Annotated in this window: 20 protein-coding genes; 9 read left to right on the top strand and 11 right to left on the bottom strand. The window is 68.7% G+C overall.

Features of this window, described 5'->3' with window-relative positions:
* Positions 1–6: 6 nt before the first annotated feature.
* The 4 genes from H6726_08300 to typA all read left to right on the top strand — a co-directional run bounded on the left by H6726_08300 (position 7) and on the right by typA (position 5,637).
* Positions 7–1,524, top strand: coding sequence for an amidase (locus H6726_08300; GenBank protein ID MCB9657631.1), 1,518 nt, complete (start codon positions 7–9; stop codon positions 1,522–1,524).
* A 105-nt stretch (positions 1,525–1,629) separates the two neighbouring features.
* Complete coding sequence (locus H6726_08295) at positions 1,630–2,625, top strand: hypothetical protein (protein ID MCB9657630.1); 996 nt, start codon at positions 1,630–1,632, stop codon at positions 2,623–2,625.
* A 96-nt stretch (positions 2,626–2,721) separates the two neighbouring features.
* The gene (locus H6726_08290) at positions 2,722–3,579 is read left to right on the top strand and encodes a response regulator transcription factor (protein ID MCB9657629.1); all 858 of its coding nucleotides are present in this window, start codon (positions 2,722–2,724) and stop codon (positions 3,577–3,579) included.
* A 237-nt stretch (positions 3,580–3,816) separates the two neighbouring features.
* The gene (gene typA, locus H6726_08285; protein MCB9657628.1) at positions 3,817–5,637 is read left to right on the top strand and encodes a translational GTPase TypA; all 1,821 of its coding nucleotides are present in this window, start codon (positions 3,817–3,819) and stop codon (positions 5,635–5,637) included.
* Between the two features lie 131 nt (positions 5,638–5,768).
* Here typA and H6726_08280 read toward each other — a convergent pair whose 3' ends face one another.
* From H6726_08280 to H6726_08270, 3 genes are read right to left on the bottom strand one after another with little or no spacing between them, the layout of a single operon-like run.
* Positions 5,769–6,383: a biopolymer transporter ExbD gene (locus H6726_08280; GenBank protein ID MCB9657627.1), complete on the bottom strand. Its 615-nt coding sequence runs from the start codon at positions 6,381–6,383 to the stop codon at positions 5,769–5,771.
* Positions 6,384–6,385: 2 nt separating this feature from the next.
* Complete coding sequence (locus H6726_08275) at positions 6,386–6,949, bottom strand: biopolymer transporter ExbD (protein ID MCB9657626.1); 564 nt, start codon at positions 6,947–6,949, stop codon at positions 6,386–6,388.
* Positions 6,950–6,959: 10 nt separating this feature from the next.
* Entirely contained in the window at positions 6,960–7,589 is a 630-nt protein-coding gene (locus H6726_08270; GenBank protein ID MCB9657625.1) for a MotA/TolQ/ExbB proton channel family protein, read from the bottom strand.
* A gap of 506 nt (positions 7,590–8,095) precedes the next feature.
* Between H6726_08270 and H6726_08265 the strand changes: the two genes are divergently transcribed.
* The 4 genes from H6726_08265 (at position 8,096) to H6726_08250 (ending at position 10,869) form a co-directional block, all read left to right on the top strand.
* Complete coding sequence (locus H6726_08265) at positions 8,096–8,749, top strand: MotA/TolQ/ExbB proton channel family protein (GenBank protein ID MCB9657624.1); 654 nt, start codon at positions 8,096–8,098, stop codon at positions 8,747–8,749.
* Positions 8,750–8,796: 47 nt separating this feature from the next.
* Positions 8,797–9,270 carry a biopolymer transporter ExbD gene (locus H6726_08260; protein ID MCB9657623.1) on the top strand — a complete coding sequence of 158 codons (474 nt, stop codon included), beginning with the start codon at positions 8,797–8,799 and terminating at the stop codon, positions 9,268–9,270.
* Between the two features lie 9 nt (positions 9,271–9,279).
* Entirely contained in the window at positions 9,280–9,843 is a 564-nt protein-coding gene (locus H6726_08255; protein MCB9657622.1) for a biopolymer transporter ExbD, read from the top strand.
* Positions 9,844–9,930: 87 nt separating this feature from the next.
* Positions 9,931–10,869, top strand: a complete 939-nt coding sequence (locus tag H6726_08250) for a hypothetical protein (GenBank protein ID MCB9657621.1) — start codon at positions 9,931–9,933, stop codon at positions 10,867–10,869.
* Positions 10,870–10,966: 97 nt separating this feature from the next.
* Here the strand turns inward: H6726_08250 and dctP are convergent, their stop codons facing one another.
* The 6 genes from dctP to H6726_08220 form a co-directional block, all read right to left on the bottom strand.
* Positions 10,967–11,992 (bottom strand): TRAP transporter substrate-binding protein DctP, encoded by a 1,026-nt coding sequence (gene dctP, locus H6726_08245; protein MCB9657620.1) that lies wholly within the window; start codon positions 11,990–11,992, stop codon positions 10,967–10,969.
* Positions 11,993–12,133: 141 nt separating this feature from the next.
* Entirely contained in the window at positions 12,134–13,162 is a 1,029-nt protein-coding gene (locus H6726_08240; protein ID MCB9657619.1) for a hypothetical protein, read from the bottom strand.
* Between the two features lie 33 nt (positions 13,163–13,195).
* Entirely contained in the window at positions 13,196–14,020 is an 825-nt protein-coding gene (locus H6726_08235; GenBank protein ID MCB9657618.1) for a matrixin family metalloprotease, read from the bottom strand.
* An 86-nt stretch (positions 14,021–14,106) separates the two neighbouring features.
* Positions 14,107–14,691 (bottom strand): hypothetical protein, encoded by a 585-nt coding sequence (locus H6726_08230; protein MCB9657617.1) that lies wholly within the window; start codon positions 14,689–14,691, stop codon positions 14,107–14,109.
* Positions 14,692–14,766: 75 nt separating this feature from the next.
* Positions 14,767–17,094 carry an OmpA family protein gene (locus H6726_08225; protein ID MCB9657616.1) on the bottom strand — a complete coding sequence of 776 codons (2,328 nt, stop codon included), beginning with the start codon at positions 17,092–17,094 and terminating at the stop codon, positions 14,767–14,769.
* 151 nt (positions 17,095–17,245) lie between these two features.
* On the bottom strand, positions 17,246–17,521 hold the full coding sequence (locus tag H6726_08220) for a carboxypeptidase regulatory-like domain-containing protein (GenBank protein MCB9657615.1): 276 nt from the start codon (positions 17,519–17,521) through the stop codon (positions 17,246–17,248).
* 333 nt (positions 17,522–17,854) lie between these two features.
* Between H6726_08220 and H6726_08215 the strand changes: the two genes are divergently transcribed.
* Positions 17,855–20,251, top strand: coding sequence for a sulfatase (locus H6726_08215; protein ID MCB9657614.1), 2,397 nt, complete (start codon positions 17,855–17,857; stop codon positions 20,249–20,251).
* Positions 20,252–20,327: 76 nt separating this feature from the next.
* Here the strand turns inward: H6726_08215 and H6726_08210 are convergent, their stop codons facing one another.
* Both H6726_08210 and xseB read right to left on the bottom strand, forming a co-directional pair.
* A complete protein-coding gene (locus tag H6726_08210) occupies positions 20,328–21,461 on the bottom strand; it encodes a hypothetical protein (protein MCB9657613.1) in 1,134 nt (377 codons plus the stop codon).
* Between the two features lie 27 nt (positions 21,462–21,488).
* Positions 21,489–21,803, bottom strand: a complete 315-nt coding sequence (xseB, locus tag H6726_08205; GenBank protein MCB9657612.1) for an exodeoxyribonuclease VII small subunit — start codon at positions 21,801–21,803, stop codon at positions 21,489–21,491.
* Positions 21,804–21,842: the final 39 nt, after the last annotated feature.

Genomic DNA, 21,842 nt, shown 5'->3' with positions numbered 1-21,842 from the left:
CGCCGGATGTCCGGCTTCGACTCCTACTCCGACTACGACGCGCTCGGTCTCGCCGAGCTGATACGCAAGCGCGAGGTCAGTTCCAGCGAGCTCGTCGAGGTGTGCATCGCGCGCATCGAGCAGCTCAACCCGCAGGTCAATGCCGTGGTGAACACCATGTACGACGCCGCCCGCGCGCGCGCCGCCACCGTGGTGCAGGAGGACCCCGGGGCTCCGTTCGCCGGGGTGCCCTTCCTCCTGAAGGACCTGCTCCAGACCATCCCGGGGGTGCCCACGCACTCGGGCTCACGGTTCTGGCAGGGGTACACGGTCGCCCACGAGGGCACCCTCTTCCGGCGCTTCCAGGAGGCCGGCTTGGTCACCGTCGCGAAGACCAACACCCCCGAGCTCGGCCTCATGCCCGTCAGCGAGCCGCAGCTGTTCGGTCCCACGCGCAACCCCTGGGATCTCTCGCGCACGTCGGGCGGCAGCAGCGGCGGGTCGGCCGCGGCGGTGGCGGCCGGCATCGTGCCGATGGCGAGCGGCGGTGATGGTGGCGGCTCCATCCGGATCCCGTCGGCTTGCTGTGGGCTCTTCGGGTTGAAGCCCACGCGCGGCCGCACGCCGGCCGGGCCCGACGCCAGTGAGCACTGGAACGGGTTCGCGCTCGAGCACGTCATCAGCCGCAGCGTGCGGGACAGCGCCGCCATGTTGGATGCCACTCACGGTCCAGAACCCTTTGCGCCCTACCACGCCCCGCCCTTCGACGGCTCCTGGCTCGACGAGCTCGAGCGAGCGCCCAAGGGGGGACGCGCGTTGCGGGTGGCGTTCCATGTCGAGCCCGCGTTCCACGCGCAGGTCCACCCCGACTGCGACGCCGCCGTGCGGGACGTGGCCAAGCTGCTCGAGTCCCTCGGGCACCAGGTGGAGGAGGTCCGCCCAGGCCACGACGTGGACGTGATCTCGATGGCCTTCTTTACCGTCATCGGGGGGAATACGGCTGCTGGGATGGTGCACGCCGAGCGCTCGCGCGGCCGCAAGCCGGGGCCAGACGATTTCGAGACGGGCACGCAGCTGGCTGCGCTGCTCGGCCGCATCTTCACCGCCGGGGACTTCGCCCTCGCCATCATGGACCTTCAAGCCGAGAGCCGTCGGCTCCAGGAGCTGTACGCCGACTACGATGTCGTGCTGTCGCCGACGCTCGCGCTGCCGCCCGTAGAGGTGGGCTCGATGTTCAAACAGGGGGTCGAGGGGGCGATGGAGCGCTTCATCGCGAGGCGGGGTATCAAGTCGGCGCTACGCCTGCCCGGCGTCATCGAGAAGGCCGCCAAGGAGATCTTCGCGTTCTCGCCGTTCACCGCCGTGCAGAACTTCACCGGCCAGCCCTCCATGAATGTCCCGCTGCACTGGAGCACGAGCGGGCTGCCCATCGGGACCATGTTCACGGGCCGCTTTGGCGACGAGCTGACGCTGTTCCAGCTGGCCCGTCAGCTCGAACAGGCGCGTCCCTGGGCACAGCGTCGTCCTCCCGTGTTTGCGAGCTGAGCCGTGCTGGAGCGGCTGGCGACCATGGTGTCCCTGGCGAGGTGGCTCGGGCCGCTGACGCCCGCGACCGCCCAGCCCGCGAGGGTCCGGCGACGGCGCGTGCGCGTGCCATCGATCCGCGGGGGCGACGGCACCCGTGCGTTCGATGCTTGGGTCTACGAGCCACGCGGCGGGGGCGTGCGTGGCGCGCTGCTGGTGCTCCCCGGGCTCCACTACCTCGGGCCGGCAGACCCAAGGTTGGATCGCTTCAATCGGATCTTGGCCGCCTCCGGCGTGCGCGTGTTGTGTCCGTTCCTCCCCACGTTCGCGCGCCTCCATGTGGGGCCCGCGCTCGGCCCAGACGCCATCGCGGCGTACGACGTGCTGTGCGGCCTGGCCGACCATCCGCCGCAACGCCCAGGGGTGTTCAGCATCTCCACCGGGTCCCTGCCGGCGGCAGTGGTCTGCGCACGGCGCAGTCCGGCGGGGTGGGTCGCGTTCGGCGGCTATCACGACTTCGCCGCCTGTGTGCGGTTCTCCCTCTCTGGCGGCCAGGACGGAGTGTCCGCCGACCCTCTCAACCGGCCCGTCGTGTACCTCAACTTGCTCCGGTTCATGGACGACGCACCTGCGGACCCGGCGCCCCTCGAGCGGGCCCTGCGACGTTTCGTCGAGCAGACCTGGGGACGCCCTGAGATGAAGGTCGGTGGTGCTTGGCGCGTGGTGTCCGACCGCCTCGCGCCCACACTCGACCCTGTGAGTCGACGAGTGTTCTTGCGCGCCACGGGGGCGGAAGACCCGCGTGGAGAGGCTGGTCTGCGTGCTCTCACCTCTGCGGGTGATGCCTTTGCGTGCATGAATCCGGCGCCCAGCATCGCGCTGTATCATGGGTCCAGCGTCATCGTTCATGGGCGCGAGGACGACGTGGTGCCCGTCGCGCAGGCGCGGGCCCTGCACGCGTCCCTGTGCGCTGCGGGAGGGGATAGCCGTCTCTTCCTGACCGGAATGTATGGCCACACGGGCAGCTCGCGCTTCGCCGTGGCAGACGCCGGACGGGAGCTCCGGAGCATGCTGGGCATCGTAGAGGGGATCGCCCGCTGCGCAGCAACTCGCCGGAATTAAAAGAAAACGAGACGCTTCGGAGTTTGGCTATTGGCTCCGAGCGTCCCGTCAGTCCCTCGCACAGTTTTGACCGGTTGGAGATGTCAGTGTGTGGCGATGGGACACGCGGGTCTATGGGCAATTCTACCCAAGTTCGGAGATTTCGTAGGCTGCAGATTTGTCAGCCGGCGTACTTCTGCCTGGGGTACCCTGCGGGACGTGAGCAAGCACCAACCTCTCGACGTGCAGCGTGTCTTCATCCTTGCGGTGGACCCCAACGAGTCCATCGTGGCCGAAATCCGAGCGGCGCTCGACCCCGGCATCCCGGTGCGATGGGCACGCAACGAGGCCGAGGCATTGGAGAACGATCGTTCTCACAGGTGGCTCGGGGTGGTGGTCGGCCCCACCGTGGGAGATTCGGCCGGCTTGGAGCTGCTGAAGCGCCTGGTCAGCCACAGCAGCGCGGATGTTGCGGCTGCGCTGGTGGCCTCGCAGCCCACCCTGGACCAGCTGCGCGACGCCGCGCAGCACGCCATCACCCTCGTCTTTCAGCCCATCAACGAAGCGTCCCTGACGGCCTTTCGTGAACAGTGCCACCTGCGACGCCAGCCCACCCCCGGGATCGCCCGCAAGTGGGCGGCGCGCACGCTGTCCGAGCGGCACGAGCTGACCGCACGGGAGTCCGAGGTGCTGGAGCTGTTGCTGGAGGGAGGTGACGTGGGACGCATCAGCGAGCGCTTCAACATCTCGGAAAAGACCGCCCAGCATCATGTGAGCAGCATCCTGCGCAAGTCGGGCGTCAGTCGCGCGCGTCAGCTGATGGTTCGCGCTCTACACATCGCTCAGGCGGCTTGCGTCGATGGCATGCCCTTGGCGGAGCTGACACCGCAGCTGGGGGTCACCCCCGAGATGATTGAGAACGAGCTGCTCAGGCTCAAGCGGGAAGCCGAGGGGGAGGGCGAGGGGGACGACTGACCCCGGGCCCGGGCTCCGCGCCCGAGCAGGGCGAGGGGCGGCCGTGGTGCTCCTCGCAGGTCGTCGGCCGAGGGGGTGACGCCGCGGTCTGCACGGGGCGGGTGCCGACTGCGCAGGGGTGTGCTAGCAGCAGCGCCACGAGGCAGCCGTATCGGCGCTCGTCCGTCCCGCCACCGCTCCCGGCTGGCGAGCAGAGCGCCCCGCGCACGCCGTGAGGCCTAGAGGATCTTCCCTATCATGACTGCCACTTCCCGCGACAAACTCCGCAACATCGCCATCATCGCGCACGTCGACCATGGCAAGACCACCCTGGTCGACGCCATGCTCCAGCAGACCGGCGTGTTCCACGCTCACGAAGTGGTCAAGGATCGCGTCATGGACAGCGGCGACCTCGAGCGCGAGCGAGGCATCACGATCCTCGCCAAGCACGCGTCCGTGCGCTGGAAGGACTACAAGATCAACATCATCGACACGCCGGGTCACGCAGACTTCGGCGGTGAGGTCGAGCGCATCTTGCGCATGGCCGACGGCGCGCTGCTGCTCGTCGACGCGGCCGAGGGCGCGCTCCCGCAGACCCGCTTCGTCCTCGGCAAGAGCATCGAGCTGGGCATGCCCGTGATCGTGGTGATCAACAAGATCGACCGCAAGGACGCGCGCCCCGACGAGGCCCTGACCGAGACCTTCGATCTGTTCTGCGACCTCGGCGCCTCGGACGAGCAGACCGACTTCCCGACGATCTACGCCATCGGCAAGGATGGTATCGCGAAGCGCGCGCTGACCGACGAGGCCACCGACCTGAGCGCGCTGTTCGAGACGATCGTCGAACGTGTGCCGGCCCCCTCCGAGCCCGTCGACGCCCCCCTCCAGATCCTGGTGCACAACACGGTGCACGACGAGTACATCGGCAAGGTGGCCATCGGGCGCGTCCGCGCCGGCCGGGTCGAGCGCAACCAGCAGGTCATGCTGATGGGCGCTGAGAAGAACATCCAGGCCAAGGTCAGCAACCTCTTCACGTTCGAGAAGATGGAGCGCGTCGTGAGCGACGGGGCCTTCGCGGGCGACATCATCGCCCTCTCGGGCATCGACGCGGTCGAGATCGGCGACACCCTGGCGGACCCTGCCAACCCCGTGGCGCTCCCGCGCATCGAGGTCGAGGAGCCCACCATCCGCGTGCGTTTCTTGATCAACAGCTCGCCCTTCGCGGGGCAGTCGGGCAAGTTCGTCACGTCGCGCCACCTGCGCGACCGCCTGTACAAGGAGGCGCAGCGCAACATCGCCCTCCGCGTCGAGGACACCGACGACACCGAGTCGTTCGACGTCTACGGGCGCGGCGAGCTGATGCTCTCCATCCTGGCGGAGACCATGCGCCGCGAGGGCTACGAGCTGTCGCTCGGTATGCCCGAGGTCGTGACCAAGGAGATCGACGGGGTGCTCAGCGAGCCGCTCGAGACGGTCGTCGTCGACGTGCAGGACGAGCACGTGGGCTCGGTCACCCAGGCCATGGGCGAGCGCCGTGGTCGCATGACCAAGCTGGGCAGCCTGGGCTTTGGGCGTACGCGCATGGAGTTCACGGTGCCCTCCCGCGGCCTGATCGGCTTTCGCTCTCTGTTCCTGACGGAGACGCGGGGCACGGGTCTGCTCAACACGCTGCACGCGGGCTGGGAGCCCTACGCGGGACCGATGATGCGCCGCAAGAACGGCGCGATCGTCTCCGACCGCAAGGGGGTGACCACGCCGTACGCCCTGTTCAACCTGCAGCCGCGTGGCGAGCTCTTCATCGGTGCGGCCGTGCCTGTCTACGAGGGCATGATCTGCGGTGAGCACGCACGCCCGAACGACCTGGACGTGAACGCAGTGCGGGAGAAGAAGCTCACCAACATCCGCGCCGCGGGCAAGGACGAGAACGTCGTGCTCACGCCGCCCCGCGCGCTCACGATCGAGTCGGGCCTCGACTGGATCGACTCGGACGAGCTCGTGGAGATCACGCCCGACGCCATCCGCCTGCGCAAGAAGATCCTGGACTGCAATCGGCGTCCGAAGCGCGTCGGCAAGGAGTGAGCGGGGTTCGAGCAGGGCAGGGGGCGTCATGTTCCCCAGCCCGCCGACGGCGCTCGTGACCAACGAAAGAGGGCTCCCAACGGGAGCCCTCTTGGCAATTGAGATGCGGTGTGCACCGCGGGAAGGGACGTTCAGTTGCCGGTGCGACCCGGAGTCTGGCGGTTCACGACGAAGCGCAGGTTGTTGAACTCCGACTGACCGAGTGTGTAGATGACCTCGGTCAGCGTGCGGTACGGCGTCCGCTTGTCGGCCACGATCGACACGGTGCCTGTGAATGGGCGGCGCGGGTTGGAGGCCGCGATGAGCTTCCGGAGATCGCGGATGCGGTTCATCTCGCGGTTCATGCGGGTGATCAGGAAGCCGTTGGCCCCGCCCTGCTTCTGGCTCGGGTCGACCAGCCCGTTGCGCAGCTCCACCACCATCTGACCGTCGACGACGATCGCGCTGCGGGAGATCTGCACCGCCACGGCGTCCTCCATGTCCACCGTGGAGGTAGAGTAGGGGATCGTGAGCTCTTCTGATTGCTGCACGGCGACGGCTGACGAGGAGGCCAGCTGCATGACCATGAAGACGAGCAAGATCGTCATCATGTCCATCATCGGGTAGATGTTGAGGCCATGGGCGCCGTGTTCTTCGTGCTTGCGGCGCTTGGAGCGGACCATGCGCTTCAAGTCCGCGTAGGTCGCGGGCGTCGCCTCGCCGTCGCCACCTGGCGTAAACTCTTGGTTCTGGGTGTCTTCGCTCATGCTCAGCGCACTCCCGCCGACAGCAGCACCTCGGGGAACAGCTCGGTTCCGGCCGCGTTGCTACGCATCGCGTCCATCGCGTGGATGACGTGCTCGTAGTGGATCGTGGGGTCGGCCCCGACCGTCACACGATGCTCGTCTGCGAAGGTCTCCTTGATCTTCTCGGCGCACGCCGTGAGGGCGCGCCAGTCGTAGCTGTTGCCCGCGCGGGGCACGGTGATGACACGACCCGAGGCCGTGCTCTCGCATCCTGGCGCGAGCTTGCCGGAGCTTCCCGTCACGATGATCCCCGACTCGGTGATGGTGACCATCAAGTTGAGCGAGTTCTCGTTGGCGGTGGAGCGCGTGCCGACGCTGCCCGAGCTGTATTGGGGCAGCGTCGCCTCGACCTGCGAGAAGAAGGCCACGGTCGACACCGTCATGAGCAAGAACATGATCAAGTTGATCACGATGTCCAGGAACGGGACGATGTTGAGCTCGGAGTCGAGCTCGGACGCGTCCAGCTCATGCTGCTTCGCGTGCTTCTTGACATAGGCACGCTGTCGGCCGGTCAGCTGCTTGGCCATGACGCCGCGCTCAGCCCTGACGCTTCAGCGTGAGCAGGTTCTCGAGCTTCATCGTCGCCTTCTCCATCTCGTGCTTCTGGCGCTTGGCCATGCCGTTCAGGATGAGGTGGAAGAACATCGCGATCACGGCGATGAGCAGCCCGAGGAAGGTGTTCCACATGGCCTCGGAGATACCGGCCGAGAGCATGGCCGTCTTCTGCGAGGGGTCGTCGATGGTACCGACGGCCGCGAACGCGCGGATCAGACCGCGGATGGTGCCGAGCAGGCCGATCAGGGTCGCGAGGTTCGCGAACGTCCACAAGGAGGCGATGCGCTTCTCGAGGGCGGGGAGCACCTCGGAGAGCTTCTCCTCCATGTTGGCGATGACGGCGTCCTCGCCGCGGTTCACCTGCGTGAGACCCGCCTTGATCACCTGCAGGAGGGGCAGCGGAGCCGCCTCACACAGCTTGATCGCGCGGTCGATGTTCCCCGCCTGCACCAGCTTGCGCACCTGCGCCATGAACTCGGTCGCGTTCACGCGGTACTTGCTCAGGATGAAAACGAAGCGCTCGGCAACGATGGCGAGTACCAGGGCAAGCACCGCGATGTTGATGAACGAGAACGGCGCGCCCTCCACTAGTGCGTGGCCAACCTCTTGCATCAGTCAGGCTCCTTCGAGGTCGGAAGCGATGAGAGCGTCTCGTCTCATGCCCCCCTTACCGCGACACCGCCCCGAGAGTCTCGGCCGACGGCGTTTTTTATACGTGGGATAGAAGTGAAGACTCAGCGACTGCTGAGAACCGGGAGGACGCTACCGCAGCGCCCCGAAGGTTGTCAACGCGAAGCGCGCACGCGCGTGGTGTTCTGCTCGGCACGGAACCTCGGCGCCCCTTTGGTGTCCAAACGGGGTGCTCTTTCTGCGTCCCATTTTTCATTCGATGACCCCGCGCGGATCGATGTTGACTTGCAGGGGGCAGTCGGTATCATCGGCCCTTCTCGATCAAAGTCCTCATGGAGAGGTCTCTTTTTCCGTGAGTTATCAACCTCTTAGGCGCACTCTTGAAGAGCCCACATGGCGTGGGTCCCTGCACTGAGGCGCACCCGCACCCGACACAGACCTCGTTCCAACGTCGAACACTGGAACGCAGAAAGGCTCAGGAGACGATCATGGCAAAACTTTGGGAACACTACCAAGAGGGCGGCTGGGCCATGTGGATCATCCTCTTCTGGCTGATCATAGCGATCTCGATCATCGCCGAGCGCTCCGTGTACTTGTACAAGTGCTCAATCAACAAAGACGTGTTCTTGTCGACCATGCAGAAGTGCATCTTGGCCGGCGACATCGCGCGCGCCATCAAGCTCTGCTCGGCCGCCAATGCGCCCCTCGCCCGTATCGTCAAGGCGGGTCTGATGCGCGTCAACCGTCCGGACGAAGAGGTCCAGGCAGCCATGGACGAAGCCGCCCTGCGTGAGCTGCCGCTGATCGAGCATCGCACCGCCTACCTCGGCCTGCTCGCCAACCTCGCCATGCTCTCCGGCCTGTTCGGCACCGTCGTCGGTCTCATCGGCGCGTTCGCCGCCGTCGCCGGCGCAGACTCTGCATCGAAGGCCACCATGCTCGCGAAGGGCATCTCCGAGGCCATGAACTGCACCGCCTTCGGCCTCATCGCGGCCATCTCGGCCCTGATCGGCATGGGTATCCTCAACGGTAAGACCCAGGGCTTGCTGGATGACATCAACGCCGCGACCGTCCAGGTGATGAACCTGGTCGTCAACAACCGCTCGAAGGTCAACCTGACGGGCGTGGGCGACGAGGCCTGATCCGCCTCTGGCGTCGGACTCACTGAAACAGCGACAGGAGCAAGAAGATGGCAAGCATCGATTCAGGCGGCGGACACGGCGGAAAGAAGACCGTCGACCAAGAGATCCCCCTGGTCCCATTCATCGACTTGCTCCTGTGCTGCGTGATGTTCCTGCTGGTGACTGCCGTCTGGAACCAGCTGGCGCGCATCGAGGCGAACCAGAACGTGCCCAGCACGTCGGCGCCCTCGGACGACCCGCCGCCCGACGAGCGCGACAAGCTGACCATCAGCATCACCTCCACCGGGTACACCCTGTCCTCCACGGCGGGTGACTCGCACAACGTCCCGCGCAACGGCGACTCGTACAACGTGGACGAGCTGCGCAACAAGCTGCAGGCGTGGCGCCAGGCGTACCCCAACCGTCACGACATCACCGTCACCCCCGAGGATGGCGTTCTGTACCAGCACGTCATCGAAGCGATGGACACCGCGCGCGGTGAGGAGTGGACCGAGATCTCCCTCGGTGCCGCCAGCTTCTGAGGAATCAACATGGCGATCGCAAAGCCCGGCAAGGTCCTGCTCCACAAGATCCCGCTCCACTTCGTGCACGAGAAGGTGGCCGGTGGCGGCAAGAAGGGTGTCGACCAGAGCATCCCGCTCGTACCCTTCATCGACTTCTTGATCACGCTCGTCGTCTTCTTGCTCATGTCGTTCTCGGCTTCGGGTGAGCTCGTCGCGCAGCAGGCCAGCATCACGCTGCCCACCGCGCAGCACGCCACGCCGCTCGAGGTCGCGCCCATCATCGCCATCGATGACCGCGCCGTGACCCTCGACGGAACTCGTGTGGCGGACGCGGCCACCCTGGCGGCCAACGCCGACGTGAGCCGCATCGAGCAGCTCATCCAGAACCTCAACACGGTGAAGCAGAACTGGCAGGTGCTCCACCCCGGTCAAGACTTCCCGGGCATGGTCATCATCCAGTGCGACCTCAACGTGGACTTCCGTGTCATCAAGAAGGTGATGTTCTCGATCGCTCAGGCGGGCTTCCCGAACATCAGCTTCGCCGTGAACGGCTCCGGTGAGGAGGGCCCCCCGCCCGCTCCCGAGCACTGACCCTGTCGCACAGGCACCCTGTCAGAGCGACCCACACGGGCGCACCCCGGTCCGCCGAGGGGCGCCCGTTTCGTTTGAGGTAGTCCGATGTCCGACGACCAAGACGTCACGCGAGCGAGCGAGCGCGCGGACCTGCCCGAGGATCTGAGGCCGGCCCGCTACCAAGCCGAGCCCCGACGCGCGTTCGCCCCGAACCGGCGCTGGGGCGTGTTCGCGCTGGGCCTCCTCGCCGTGGCGGGTTTCTTCCTGGTCCAGATCTACGGTCGCGTGCGGGCGCGCGAGTCTCTACGAGCGGAGCTCCTGGCCCGCTACGAGTCGGAGGCCCAGCCGACGGCGGCGGAGGTCAACGCCTTCGTGAGACGCCTCGATGGCTGGGTGATGGACGCAGCGGGCCGTGAAGCCGGGCCCGACACCTTTGCCGCCGAGGGCTTTCGTTGGTCCGAGATGCACGACTGGCGCGGGCTTTACCTGCGCATCGAAGCGGCAGACGCCGCCGACCCTGATGCGATTGCCACCAGCGTGCGCCAGATGGAGCGCGATGCCATCACGCGCTGCTTGGGTGTGAGCCCGGTCAGCGCGCGGGGTCTCTACGACCTCGCGCAGTTCCTCGCGCCCGCGTGGGTACACGCCATCCGCGACGAAGAAGACACGATGCGGCTGCGCGTCCTCGAGGACGAAATGAACCGCCGCCTGCTCCGTGACGTGCCCCTGGTGCGCTCGATGCTCCGGAGCGACTACCTCCTCTTGCTCGTTACGCGTGAGGGGCGTTGGAGTGGCACGGTGGACGCCTACGTCTACGATCTCCAGCGTGACACGCTGCTGATGTCGACGAGGACGCGTGCGTCGGGTCGGCTCCTCCCAGTGCGCATCGGCGAGGGCCGAGGTCCCTGGCCGAGTGAGGCCGACTTGAGCCGAAGCGGCGCGCAGGACTGCTCCATTGCGGGGAGCCTGCGCGCGGTCGCCGGGGAGCCAGTCGGCATCCCGCGTGAGCCGACGGTGGGAGTGGAAGGGCCGCAGGCGGAGTGATCGAGACGACTGCGTGCGCAACGGCAAAGGGCCCCTCGCGGGGCCCTCGTTGCCTTCGTCATGTCCGCGCGTCCTCGCGGGACGCTCGGAGTTCGGATCACTGAGCGGCGGCCGCCGACTCCACGCTCCGCAGGAGCGCCGCGGAGTACAGGCGCCCGGTCAGGCGCTGACGGGTGGTGGCCTGGGCGGTCGACCACTCGCCCTGGTTCGGGGTGAGGTCGACCTCGGTGATACCGCGCCGCAAGACCGTCTGATAGGCGCGGTCGTCGTCGCGGCGGATCGCACGGCGCAGCGCGGAGTGGGCACGGTCTGCGGTGCTGGTGAGGGCAGCGCGCTGAGCCTCGGTCAGCGCGTCGAACGCGCTCTTGTTGAGGATCGTTCCGCCGACGATGAGGCCCGAGTTCTGCTGGGTGACGTAGCGCAGCCGCGTGTGCCACTGCAGCGAGACGGCGGCCAGAGCCGACGCGGGCACGGTGTTCACGACGCCGGTCTGGAGCGAGGGGTACACCTCGTTCACCCCGAGCTGGACTGGCGTGGCGCCCACGACCGAGAGGAACTCGCCGAAGATGGGCTCGTCGCGCCAGTGCCACGGGCGGGTGCTGCGCAGGTCGGAGGGACGGGCGATGCTCTGCGTGGAGAACAGGCGGGACTTGCCGACGTCGCCCCAGCCGAGCAGCGTGACATTGCCCTCGGCGAAGCCGGCCATCAGCTGACGGTCCAGGCGGCGACGCACGCGGTCCATTTGCGCGTAGTCGGTGATGACGCCGGGGACGGCGAGCACGAGCGTGGAGCGCGCGACCTGCCCGAGCCCGGTGGTGGTGACGGCGGCGCCGTCGAGCTGACCGTCACGCATCTTCCGAACGAAGTCGCGCTCATCGCCCTGGCTGCCGCCCGGGTAGATGCGCAGGCTCACTCGGCCACCCGTGGCGTCGCCCGTGGCCTCTTGCAGGCTCTGGTTCCACGCGTTGAACACGCGCATCCAGGACGAGCCGTCGGGCGCCAGCGTCGCGATGCGCAGCTCCACGTTGCGCGCCGTCTGAGCTTCGACGGTGGGCGTGCTGCTGCCGGGCAGCGCGAGGGCCACCGCGGCGACGATGAGGGGGAGTAGGATTCGCGTCTTCATGTCGTTCCTCGTAGCAGTTGTGTCGAGGGGATCCCGACGTGGGCGCCCCGAGAGACGGCAAACAGACGCCTCGGGTCGCAGATGATTCAATCACGTGGCCGCCCGGGCAACCCGGGCAAAGCAGGCCGAGGGGCCTGATGCTCAGAAGTATCGGTCGACGTTGGCGAGGTAGCGCTCGGCCCGGCGACGCGAGATGCGGTTCGACAGGCGCGCGGCGGGGAGCGGATCGCCAGCCTCCAGCACCTCGCGCAGCAGCCGGAGAAACAGCTCGCGATCACCACGCTTGACGGCGTAGTGGCGCGCCATGTTGACGTGCACCAAGAGGGCGCGGCGCTCGGTCAGCGAGAATGCCTCGTCGAAGAGCTCCTGGGCGCGGTCGAGGTCTCCTCCCATCATGTTGGTCTGCACCACCGCCAGGAACGTCGTCGCGGCGGCGTTGTAGTGCGAGGGGTCGAGCTCGCGCGAGCGCTCCACCAAGATGCGGGCGAAGGGGAGGTCCGCCACCGCCGCCATGTCGTCCTTGGACATGTTGATGTAGGAGCCCCACGAGTACCCCGTCCACAGTAGGATCCCGGCGTCCTCGCGCTCCGTGAAGTGCTGCGCGACCCAACGCTCGAATTCCTCGGCGCCGCCCCGCACGGCATCACGGAAGCCGTCGTGATCGAGGGAGATCCAGTGCACCGCGAGGTCGTTCGCGCGTCGGTAGAACATGCGGGCCCGGGCTCGCTGACGGTCGGCCTCCTCGAAGTCACCGGCCAGCTCCGCCACTTCGATGGCGTCCTCGACGAAGCCGAATGTGTATCCCACGTAGGCACGGCAGAGGCGCTCGATGACGAGCTTGTTCTCGGGCACGACCCGCAGTACGCCCTCGAGCTGCAGGATGCTGCCGGGCGCGGCCGCCCCGGCGAGGTCGTAGTCGAAGTATTCCTCGAACGCAGGGGCCGCCCGGTCGAACACCTTGGCCGTGGAGTTGGCCGCAAGGACCGTGGTGTCACACGCGTACCCACACGACAGTACACCGAGCACGGCCAGCACGAGCGCCCCGTCGAGCGAGCGCCCCCAGGCCGGTTGCTCGGGCGCGCGCGCGGTCCGTTCGGTCGCCGCACGACCTCCGGAGGGGGGTGGACAGGCGGCGGCGTGGCCGAGGTTTCGGTCGCTGGTGGCGTTCATCCTGGATGGTGTACGCACCCGAGCCGCCGCTTGTCAACGCCGTCGAATCACGCGCCTCTGGCGCTTGCGGCCCCGACAAAGGGTCAGCACTGCGAGGACGAGCACCCCCCACGCGCCCACCGGCGAGTCCGGGCGGCCCACGCTGCAGCTACTCCCTCGCGCGTCGTCTTCACAGTTCAGATCGAGCCCGCCCCGTGGCGTGTGGTCCGTGCACGCGTTCAACGTCCCAGGGGCGTAGATGGTGCACATGGCCTCGATGTCGTCGTCGGCCAGGGTGCGCTTGAGTGTCTCCCCACGTGCGGCCGACACGTACATCGTGGCGTTGGGTACGTCCGAGTGTGCGATCCCGAAGAAGTGTCCGACTTCGTGGGTGATGACGTTTTGGAAGTCCACCACCTGGTCGCGGGGCAGCGCGGGGGGGCAGCCCGTCGCCGGACAAAGCGCGTAGGGCCCGAGCTGCTCGTTCACGAGGATGTCCACGTCGAGGATCGACCCCGTGTCCGTATTGTGCCAGACGGTGCTGATCGCGAACGCGTCCGGGTCGTAGTCGCGCTCTTCCCAATCGGTGACCATCGCCACGACGTTCACGTTGCCCCGGCTGGAGCGAAACTGGGCGTCCTGGCACGTGGCCCGCTCCGAGTATCCGCGCACGTCGAACCCCGGCGAGCCACCGTCGCACGTGACGTCCATCCAGGTCCTAAAGCTAGCGTCCAGCACGCCCTCGATCTGCGCGGCGCTGAGGTCGATGCCCCCGCGGTAGTCGACCGCGTACGCCATGCATCCGTTGCGCCAGCTGAGCGGCACCCCGTCGGTGACGCACGGCATCGCGAGGGTGGGCGCCATGGAGCTGGTGGTCATCTGACACCACGCGCGCGACCGCGCCGGCGCCCAAACGACGACGAGCATCAGCGCGAGCGAGGCGTGTAGAAGCTGCTGCCGCACGCTCATCGACCCTCGTCCGCGGCCACGAGGGCGTCGATCTCGGCACAGAGCTCGTCGAGCGGGCGCGGGGCCATCAGCGCCGCCGGGGCGGGCACCAACCGCCCACCTCCGACCCGCTGCATCAGGGCGAGCCCCATCCCGCCAGGCATCGCCATGTCGTTGCCTCGCGCGTCGGCTTGGATGGGGAGCACACCTTGCGCCATCCCCACCGGGCGGAGCGCGTGGTCGCCGCGGCGCAGGAAGAGCACAGCTCGGCCTCCGACCGGGAGGCTCGCTGCGCCTTCGACGCGCATCCCGATGTTTCCAACCGTCCCTCCGAGTGTGACGACGCGCAGCTCGCCCTCGGCGCCACCACGCATCCGCTGGTGCACCGTGACGAGGCTCTCGGTGACGATGCGCTCCCCGTCGTAGCGACTGTGGGCAGCGCGCGTCGAGCCGACCACGATCTCGTGAGATTCACGCACGAGATCGCGCAGCTCGAGGGCCTGGAGCACCGACGCACGGGCCGGGAGGGCCGGCGTCAGGGCGAGCGCCACGGCCACCAGCCCGAGCGCGGCGCCGAGGAGTCCAATCAAGCGGTTAGGCATCGCCCTCATGCTGGCCAGCCAGCGGGCGTCGCGCAACCCGTTCGAACGACGGAAGCGCGTCGGGTCACGCCCTCGTCACTCTTGGACGACGAACTGCACGCGGCGGTTGCGCGCGCGGTTCGAGGACGTGATGTTCGGCACGAGCGGGCGCGTCTGGCCATATCCGACCGCCTGCAGGCGGTGCGCCTCGACGCCGTGCTGGATGAGCCAGACGCGCACGGCGTCCGCGCGGCGCTGCGACAGCTCCTCGTTGTGCTCCCGGCCGCCACGATCATCCGTGTGGCCCTGGATCTCGATCGAGGCGAGCTGGGGATTGCGGAGGATCACGTCTGCGATCTCCTCCATCAGCCCGAAGCTCTGCTCCAGGATCTCGTCGCTGTCGGTCGCGAAGTTGATCTGACGACGAATGACGATGGCGCGCGCCGTCACGCGCACCAGCGACCGGCGTGGGCGGCGCAGGAGCGTGATCTCGGGCCGCGCGGTCTCCCGAGCCACGACCTCGAACTGCGCGAGCTTGATGAGGTGCCCGTCGGCCTCGACGCGCGCGTCATACACACCTGGGGGGACGTCCTGGAGGCGGAACGCTCCCGAGGCGTCGGTGGTGAGCGTGTGGGAAGACGGCCCGCTCAGTTCCATGGTGGCCCCGCCGACGGGGCCATCCTCGGAGAGCACCCGCCCGTCGATGTGGCCACGACGCGGCAGCGCCTCGAGCTCGCAGCGCACCTCGACGCGCATGTCCTCCGTGGCGCCCGAGGCGGGCTCGGGGATCGTGGCCGAGCAGCTGCCGGGGCGATACTCCTCGTGCTCCAGCGCCATCTCGATGGTGCCGGGGTCGAACAAATACGTCACGAAGGTTCCGTCTGGACCGGTCAGCAGCGCAGTCTCCGAGCGACCCGTGAAGCGCACGACGGCCCCGGAGATGGGCGCGCCGCTGCCTTGCTCCACGGCCGTGCCTGCGATGCGCCCGCGGGGCGGAGGTCCGACGGGCACCTCCCGAACGACCTCGACCTCGCGGATCTCGGGCACCGGGGCCGCAGTCTCGTATGCGTAGCTGGCGGCGAACAAGATGTTGTAGGGCTGCGTCGGCGCCAGCTCGCGCACGAGCGTGTTCACGCCCGTCAACCCGATGTCCGCGGCCACGGTCAACGCCAGTCCTCGCACGGGCGGGAGTACGCGGACACCCAGAGAGAGCGTCATGGGGAAGGACGAGACGCCCTCGACATCGAGGCATCCGTCGTCGCCGGGTTCGGGGCTGCCCGGGCTGCTCGGGTCCGGCACGAACACGCAGTCGTACCCTTGCCGGTTGATGGGGATACGCCAGTTCCACTCGAGGAGCGGGTGGATGTAGAAGTCCTTCGCGGCCTGCAGCGGCGCCTCGAAGCCCAGCGACAGGTCCATGAAGTCGGTGCGGTTGACCTCGAGCGCGAAGCGCTCCGCTGCGGTCAGCAAGTGGCGCCGCTCATCCTGGATGGGGAGCGGGTCGGCCAAGCCGGCGTAGCGCTGCTGCTCGGTGTGCTCGATGAGCTCGTCGGAGTTGTCCATCCAGTAGCGTGCGTTGAAGCGCACGATGAACGGGATGGCGCTCGCGAGGCCCCGCAGGTCGGCGGTGAGGTTGGCTCGGATGCCCAAGCTGGTGCTGCGCAGCACCACCCCGATGTCACCGACGTGGTTGAGGAGGTTGAGGTCCACGTCGCCACCAACCGCCAGAAAGGGGGTGACCCAGTGGAAGCCCTTGATGCCGAGGTGCGTGTCGCCCAACACCTGGATGAGGTTGGGGTTGCTGCCCGCGTTGGTCGTCGCGTAGCTCAGGAGCGACGCAAACACCTCGATGTTCTCGTGGGCCGTCCAGCTCAGCGAGAGCGCGCCACCGAAGCGTTGCGCCCCGTCACCCGCGGTGAGAAAGCCGTTGCTGCGGAAGAACTCGCCGCCCAAGGCCACGCGGAAGGTGCCACGCGGGCCACTGTCCGCGCCGACCACGTGGATGCCACCGGTGGGGCCGAGGTAGGTGTTGTGCGAACGGAACAGGCGCAGACGCAGCTCGCGCTCCGCGTCGGCTTGCTCGCGCTCGCTGGGAGGCGGGGGCGCCGGGGCGTCCACGGCGGTCGCCTCCGGGCTGGCCTCGGGGGCGGGGGTCGGGCTGGTCCCTGCGCCGAATTCGTCGTCGAACTCGTCGGCCGCGGGCGCTGGCCGAGGCGCGGGGGTCGGAGCGGGCGTTGGGGTGGGGGTGGCGCGTGGGGCTGGGGCCGGCGCTGGGGCCGGCGCGGGAGCGGGCGCGGTACGCGGCGGTCCGAACTCGTCGTCGAACTCGTCTCCGAAGTCTCCTTGCGCATGCGCAGCGGGGGCTGCGGCGAAGATGGGCGTGAGAGCGAGGAAAGAAAGTACGGCCAAGCGGACGAAACGCATGAATGCTCCTGTCGACCCGGTGAGGGCCCCGAGAAGCATGCCACGCCCGTCCGGCGAAGATCCAATAAGCGAGTGAGTTCGCTGGGGTCGCCATTTGGAAGCGCGGCCGATCCGTGCTTCGTGGACGAACCGACCGGACGTCCGGCGTCCCTCAGCGTGCGGCGACGCGTAGGCTGACCGTACCGGCGGGCGGGATCATCACCGACCGCGGCGCCTGGGCGGCTCCGCCAGTGGGCGTGAACGTCGCCGTGTACTGACCCCCGGGGACGTCGTCGATGTGACAATTGCCACTGGAGGTCGTGCACTGGTAGCGGGCTTCGCCACCACGCGCCTGAAGGACCACCACCCCGTCGACCGGCTGCCCCGCCGCGGAGCGGACCTCCACGTTCACCAGCGCGTCCGCCGCGGCGAAGGCTGCCGGAAGCATGACGCAGAGGACGAGAGCGCAGGCGCCCAGGGACCGCCGGAGGCGCTGCGGTCGGCCACCACGCTGCGGCAGGCGTCCCGTGGCAAGCGGCTGCGTAGGGAGTCGAGGGGGAGGGGCGTCGAGGATGGGCATGAGACGGTAGTGAGCTCCGCCGTGTCGGACGTCGCGGTGCGAGGCTCGATTCAACGCTAGCGCACTTGGCCCTCCGCGTGAAGGGTGCGGAACGAGGCCGAGCCACGTCGGGCCTGGCGCGCTCGCTCCGAGCCGTGCGGGTCAGGGTCGTCGCCACGGGAAAAAGGCCACTCCGCGGCCGGCCTGCTACGGTCCTCGACGATGTCTCGCGTGTATCGCCGGTCCGTGTGGTTGTGGCTCGTCGCTTCGGTGGCGGGCTGGGGGCTTGGCTGCGGGTCGGGAGCTGCGGGCGGGCCCGTCGAGTCGACCCCCGACCGGCCCGAGGCGTTGCGGGCAGGGTCGGACGACAGGTCGGCGACCGACGTACGCACGCCGGACGAGGCACATGAAGATCAACTGCCGGACGACGCACACGAAGCGCAGGTGCCGGACGACCGGGTGGCGCGCGTGGTGCTGAGCCTGGCCGAGTGTGACGAACGCGCGGAGCGTTGGCTGGGCGGCGCACGCGTGGTCGATCTCGGCGCCCCTGAGGGTGCGCAGTACACGGGGGGCGGGTGGCACACTGGCCTGCGCGCCGCCTCGCTGGGTGAGGGCGGACCCGGGGTGGCGCTCGCCGCAGGGAATCGGGCGACGTTGAACGTCCCAGTGGATCACGCCGGCCCCCTGGGCATCACGCTGCGGGCACGCGCCTTCCGTGGTGACCAAGTGTTCGCCGCGTGGGACGGTGAGTCCGTGCCCGTGCGCGTGCTCGCGGACACCTCCGGCGAGACGCTGGGGCGCCTGCCGACCGACGGCTCGTTCGCACGCCTTGCGGTGCAGGTGCCGCAAGCGAGCGCGGGACACCACAGCCTCACGCTCCGAGTCCGAGGTGGGGCGGGGACCTTCGCGGGTCAGACCGCCACGCTCGCGCTCGACTGGATGCGGGTGGGTGATCCTGGCGACCTGGTCGCGGGGCGAGCGGCGCCAGCGCCGCTGAGCGTGCTCGTCGGCGAGCAGCCCGGCTTGCGTCTGTCGGTCGGTGAGCGCGTGGGCTACGTGCTGCGCGTCCCGCCCGGCGCCCGCTTGCGCGGCGTGCTGCGATCCGGGGCGCTAGGGCTGCGCGTCGCGCGTGACGGGCGAGCCGAGGAGACCCTCTCCCCGGTCGCCGAGGGGGCCTTCGACGTCGACCTCGCCGCGTTCGCGGGCGAGCTCGTGCGTCTCGAGCTGTCCGCCGACGACCGTGGCGCGGAGCTCGTGCGACCGAGCGTCGTGGTGCTCGAGCCGCGTCCGACGCGCGCTACGGCGGTGCGTCCGCCTCGCAACGTGCTGCTCTACCTCGTCGACACGCTGCGGGCGGACCACCTCAGCCCGTACAACGACCAGACGCGCGTGCGGACGCCTGGGCTTGCGGCCTTCGTGCGCGAGGCCCAGACCATGCGACGCGCGCACGCGCAGGAGAACTGGACCAAGCCAAGTGTGGCGACCTTGCTGTCGTCGCTCATGCCGTGGGAGCACACGGCGGTGCAGGACGCCTCCGTGGTTCCCGAGTCGGTGGCGCTCCTCCCCGAGTTGCTGCGCGAGCACGGCTTCTTCACGGGGTCGTTCATCGCGAATGGCTACGTGTCGGACCGGTTCGGGTTCGCGCAGGGCTGGCACACCTACCGCAACTACGTGCGCGAAGGCCGCCGGACGCAGGCCGAGTTCGTCGCCGCCGACGTGCTCCAGTGGCTCGACGACAGGGAGGATACGCGCCCGTTCCTACTCTACGTGCACACCATCGACCCGCACGTCCCCTACCGACGCAGGGAGGACACGCTCGCGCTGTACGGGGACCTGCGCTACGACGGGCCCGCCTCCGTCGCGAACAACGCCGATCTGCTGGGGCGCGTGAAGCTGGGACGCGTGTCCTTGGGCGACGCCGACCGCGCGCACCTCGAGGCGCTCTACGACGGAGAGATCACGTACCACGACGTGCACTTTCAAGCGATCATGGACGGGCTCGAGCGGAGGCACCTTGCCGACGACACGCTCGTCATCGTGACCTCGGACCACGGCGAGGAGTTTTGGGACCACGGGTCCGTCGGGCACGGTCACAGCCTCTATGAGGAGTTGCTGCACGTGCCCATGTTCGTGCGTCACCCTGGGCTTCCGCAGGGCCGCATCGCGCGAGAGGTCGGGGCCGACGTGGGCTTGGTGGACGTGCTGCCGACGATCTTCGACGCGCTCGGGCTGCCCATCCCCAGCGGAGTGGCGGGCCGCTCGTTCTTGCCTGCGCTGCTCGGGGAGTCGAGCGGCGTTCCACAGGTCACCGTCAGCGGCTTCATGGAGAACTGGCGCGCGGTGACCAGCGCGGACCTCAAGCTCATTCTCCGCGCGAACGGGCAGCACCGCTTGTTCGACTTGTCGCGTGACCCGCGGGAAGAACACGACATCGCCGCGGAGCAGCCACTGGCTGTGGTGCACCTGCGCGCCATGCTCGGACTACGACTGGCCGAGGCCGAGCCCGTGTTGTCTGGTGCGGCGCGACGGTCCCGCCCACCACGGCACAGGCCGCAGTCGACGACGATCGACGCCGAGACGCGCGAACAGCTGCGCGCCCTGGGCTATCTGATCGACTGAGCGGACCCGAGGCTGGAGCGACGCGCCGACTGGCCCTCTTCCAAGAGGCGTTCGGCGCTGGGGTCCGGGGCCGGCGCTACTCCAGGTCCACGTCCAGGTCGTCGTCGGCGCTCACGTCGGCCGCGTCGGCGCCGGCGTCGGCGTAGTCGTCTTCCACGTCGTCCGCGTTGTCCGCGTAGGCGCCCTCGTCCTCGGCAGCGTACGTCGCGGCGTGCTCGTCCACCGTCGCGTGGGCGCTCACCGCGGGTGCGGCCGCGACCACGGCCTGCCCCTCGGCGATGGGGTGCGGCGCGGGCGCGACCCGTTGGCTCGGATCGAGCTCGGGGCGCGGGGGCTGTGCCGGGATGGGCAGCGCGCCGCTGTACTCGAACGCGCCAGTGGACGGCTCAGGCTCGGGGCGGGGCGAGGGCTCGGGCCACCACGTGGCTGCGTGGACCGGGCGCGATAGACCGACGTCCGCGAGTCGGGCGACGGTGAAGCCGGGCGGTGCGGCAGGGAACGAGGGCGGCGCCATGGCGCCATCGACGATGACCGACCCGGCTCCCTCCGCCGGGGTCGCGTAGTCGTCCGTGTACGGGTCGCTCGCGCCGAAGCGGTCTTCGTCGTCGTTGGCGACCTCTGCGTCGCGCTCCACGAACTCGCCAGTGGTGACGCTGAAGGCCTCCGGCTCGACCTCGGTGGAGGCCGGGACATCCTCGTCTTCGACGGGCACGTCCTCCGACGACTCGTCGGGTCCAGGCTCCTTCGCAGCGGGCATCATCGCAGCCGCGTGTGCGCTGAGGTCGGCGACCGCCGTGGACTCGTCCTGGAAACCGCCGAGGTCTTCGGCCGGGTCGGACGACACGTCGACCTGCTCGAAGCCCCCTTCGTCGGGCATGGCGGTCTCACGGCTGGCGTCGTCTCCGCTCATCAGGATGCGGGCGAACATGATCTCCGAGCGCGCGTCCATCTGCAGCTCGGTCAGCACGACGTCGTAGCGGAACGCGGCGTCACGGTCCTCGCCACCGTCGATCGCGGCGGCCACGACCCCGTGCCCTTCGATCAGCGGGCTGCCGTCCGCCAGCAGGATGGCGAAGGGGATGGTCTCGCCCGACTCGTAGTGGTTGGGCCCGTAGAGGATGACACGGCCTTCTTCCACGCGGTCCGCCAGGCCCGCGGCGAGCTCGGCGACGTCTTGGAAGTGGGTGGGTACGGTGAGGGCTTCGCTCATCGGCTTCTCGGGCTCCTAGGGGTGCAATCAGGGGGACGAAATCTCGGGGCCGCCAGGCCGGTCGGCGTCCGGCGGCCCGTTGTCGAGCAACGCCTCGACACGACGCTCCGCGGCTTCCAGTCGCCGGCTCCCTTCACGGGACAGCCGCACGCCGAGCTCGAAGGCGGCGAGCGACTCTTCGAGGGACAGCTCGCCTTCCTCGAGCCGACCGACCACGGTCTGCAGCTCGTCCATGACCGACTCGAAGGACGCCGCGCGGAGATCCGCGCCGTGCTCGTCGGCGGGGCCTCGGCGGGTGTCCGAGAGGGGCTCGGCGCGGGGGCGTTTCGGGGGGGGAGGCATGACAGAGGGAGCGCCAAGGGTGCCGCAGCGAATGGTCAG

The sequence above is a fragment of the Sandaracinaceae bacterium genome (assembly GCA_020633055.1).
Taxonomy (GTDB): domain Bacteria; phylum Myxococcota_A; class Polyangia; order Polyangiales; family Houyiibacteriaceae; genus JADJJE01.
Note: the sequence above shows the minus strand (reverse complement) of the source record. Positions and strands in the feature narration are given on the sequence as shown.

Excerpts from the sequence above, each read along its gene's own strand:
- H6726_08300 (MCB9657631.1), top strand. The coding sequence starts at position 7 with ATGTCCGGCTTCGACTCCTACTCCGACTACGACGCGCTCGGTCTCGCC.
- H6726_08290 (MCB9657629.1), top strand. The coding sequence starts at position 2,722 with ATGGGACACGCGGGTCTATGGGCAATTCTACCCAAGTTCGGAGATTTC.
- typA (MCB9657628.1), top strand. The coding sequence starts at position 3,817 with ATGACTGCCACTTCCCGCGACAAACTCCGCAACATCGCCATCATCGCG.
- H6726_08280 (MCB9657627.1), bottom strand. The coding sequence starts at position 6,383 with ATGAGCGAAGACACCCAGAACCAAGAGTTTACGCCAGGTGGCGACGGC.
- H6726_08275 (MCB9657626.1), bottom strand. The coding sequence starts at position 6,949 with ATGGCCAAGCAGCTGACCGGCCGACAGCGTGCCTATGTCAAGAAGCAC.
- H6726_08270 (MCB9657625.1), bottom strand. The coding sequence starts at position 7,589 with ATGCAAGAGGTTGGCCACGCACTAGTGGAGGGCGCGCCGTTCTCGTTC.
- H6726_08265 (MCB9657624.1), top strand. The coding sequence starts at position 8,096 with ATGGCAAAACTTTGGGAACACTACCAAGAGGGCGGCTGGGCCATGTGG.
- H6726_08260 (MCB9657623.1), top strand. The coding sequence starts at position 8,797 with ATGGCAAGCATCGATTCAGGCGGCGGACACGGCGGAAAGAAGACCGTC.
- H6726_08255 (MCB9657622.1), top strand. The coding sequence starts at position 9,280 with ATGGCGATCGCAAAGCCCGGCAAGGTCCTGCTCCACAAGATCCCGCTC.
- H6726_08250 (MCB9657621.1), top strand. The coding sequence starts at position 9,931 with ATGTCCGACGACCAAGACGTCACGCGAGCGAGCGAGCGCGCGGACCTG.
- dctP (MCB9657620.1), bottom strand. The coding sequence starts at position 11,992 with ATGAAGACGCGAATCCTACTCCCCCTCATCGTCGCCGCGGTGGCCCTC.
- H6726_08240 (MCB9657619.1), bottom strand. The coding sequence starts at position 13,162 with ATGAACGCCACCAGCGACCGAAACCTCGGCCACGCCGCCGCCTGTCCA.
- H6726_08235 (MCB9657618.1), bottom strand. The coding sequence starts at position 14,020 with ATGACCACCAGCTCCATGGCGCCCACCCTCGCGATGCCGTGCGTCACC.
- H6726_08230 (MCB9657617.1), bottom strand. The coding sequence starts at position 14,691 with ATGCCTAACCGCTTGATTGGACTCCTCGGCGCCGCGCTCGGGCTGGTG.
- H6726_08225 (MCB9657616.1), bottom strand. The coding sequence starts at position 17,094 with ATGCGTTTCGTCCGCTTGGCCGTACTTTCTTTCCTCGCTCTCACGCCC.
- H6726_08220 (MCB9657615.1), bottom strand. The coding sequence starts at position 17,521 with ATGCTTCCGGCAGCCTTCGCCGCGGCGGACGCGCTGGTGAACGTGGAG.
- H6726_08215 (MCB9657614.1), top strand. The coding sequence starts at position 17,855 with ATGTCTCGCGTGTATCGCCGGTCCGTGTGGTTGTGGCTCGTCGCTTCG.
- H6726_08210 (MCB9657613.1), bottom strand. The coding sequence starts at position 21,461 with ATGAGCGAAGCCCTCACCGTACCCACCCACTTCCAAGACGTCGCCGAG.
- xseB (MCB9657612.1), bottom strand. The coding sequence starts at position 21,803 with ATGCCTCCCCCCCCGAAACGCCCCCGCGCCGAGCCCCTCTCGGACACC.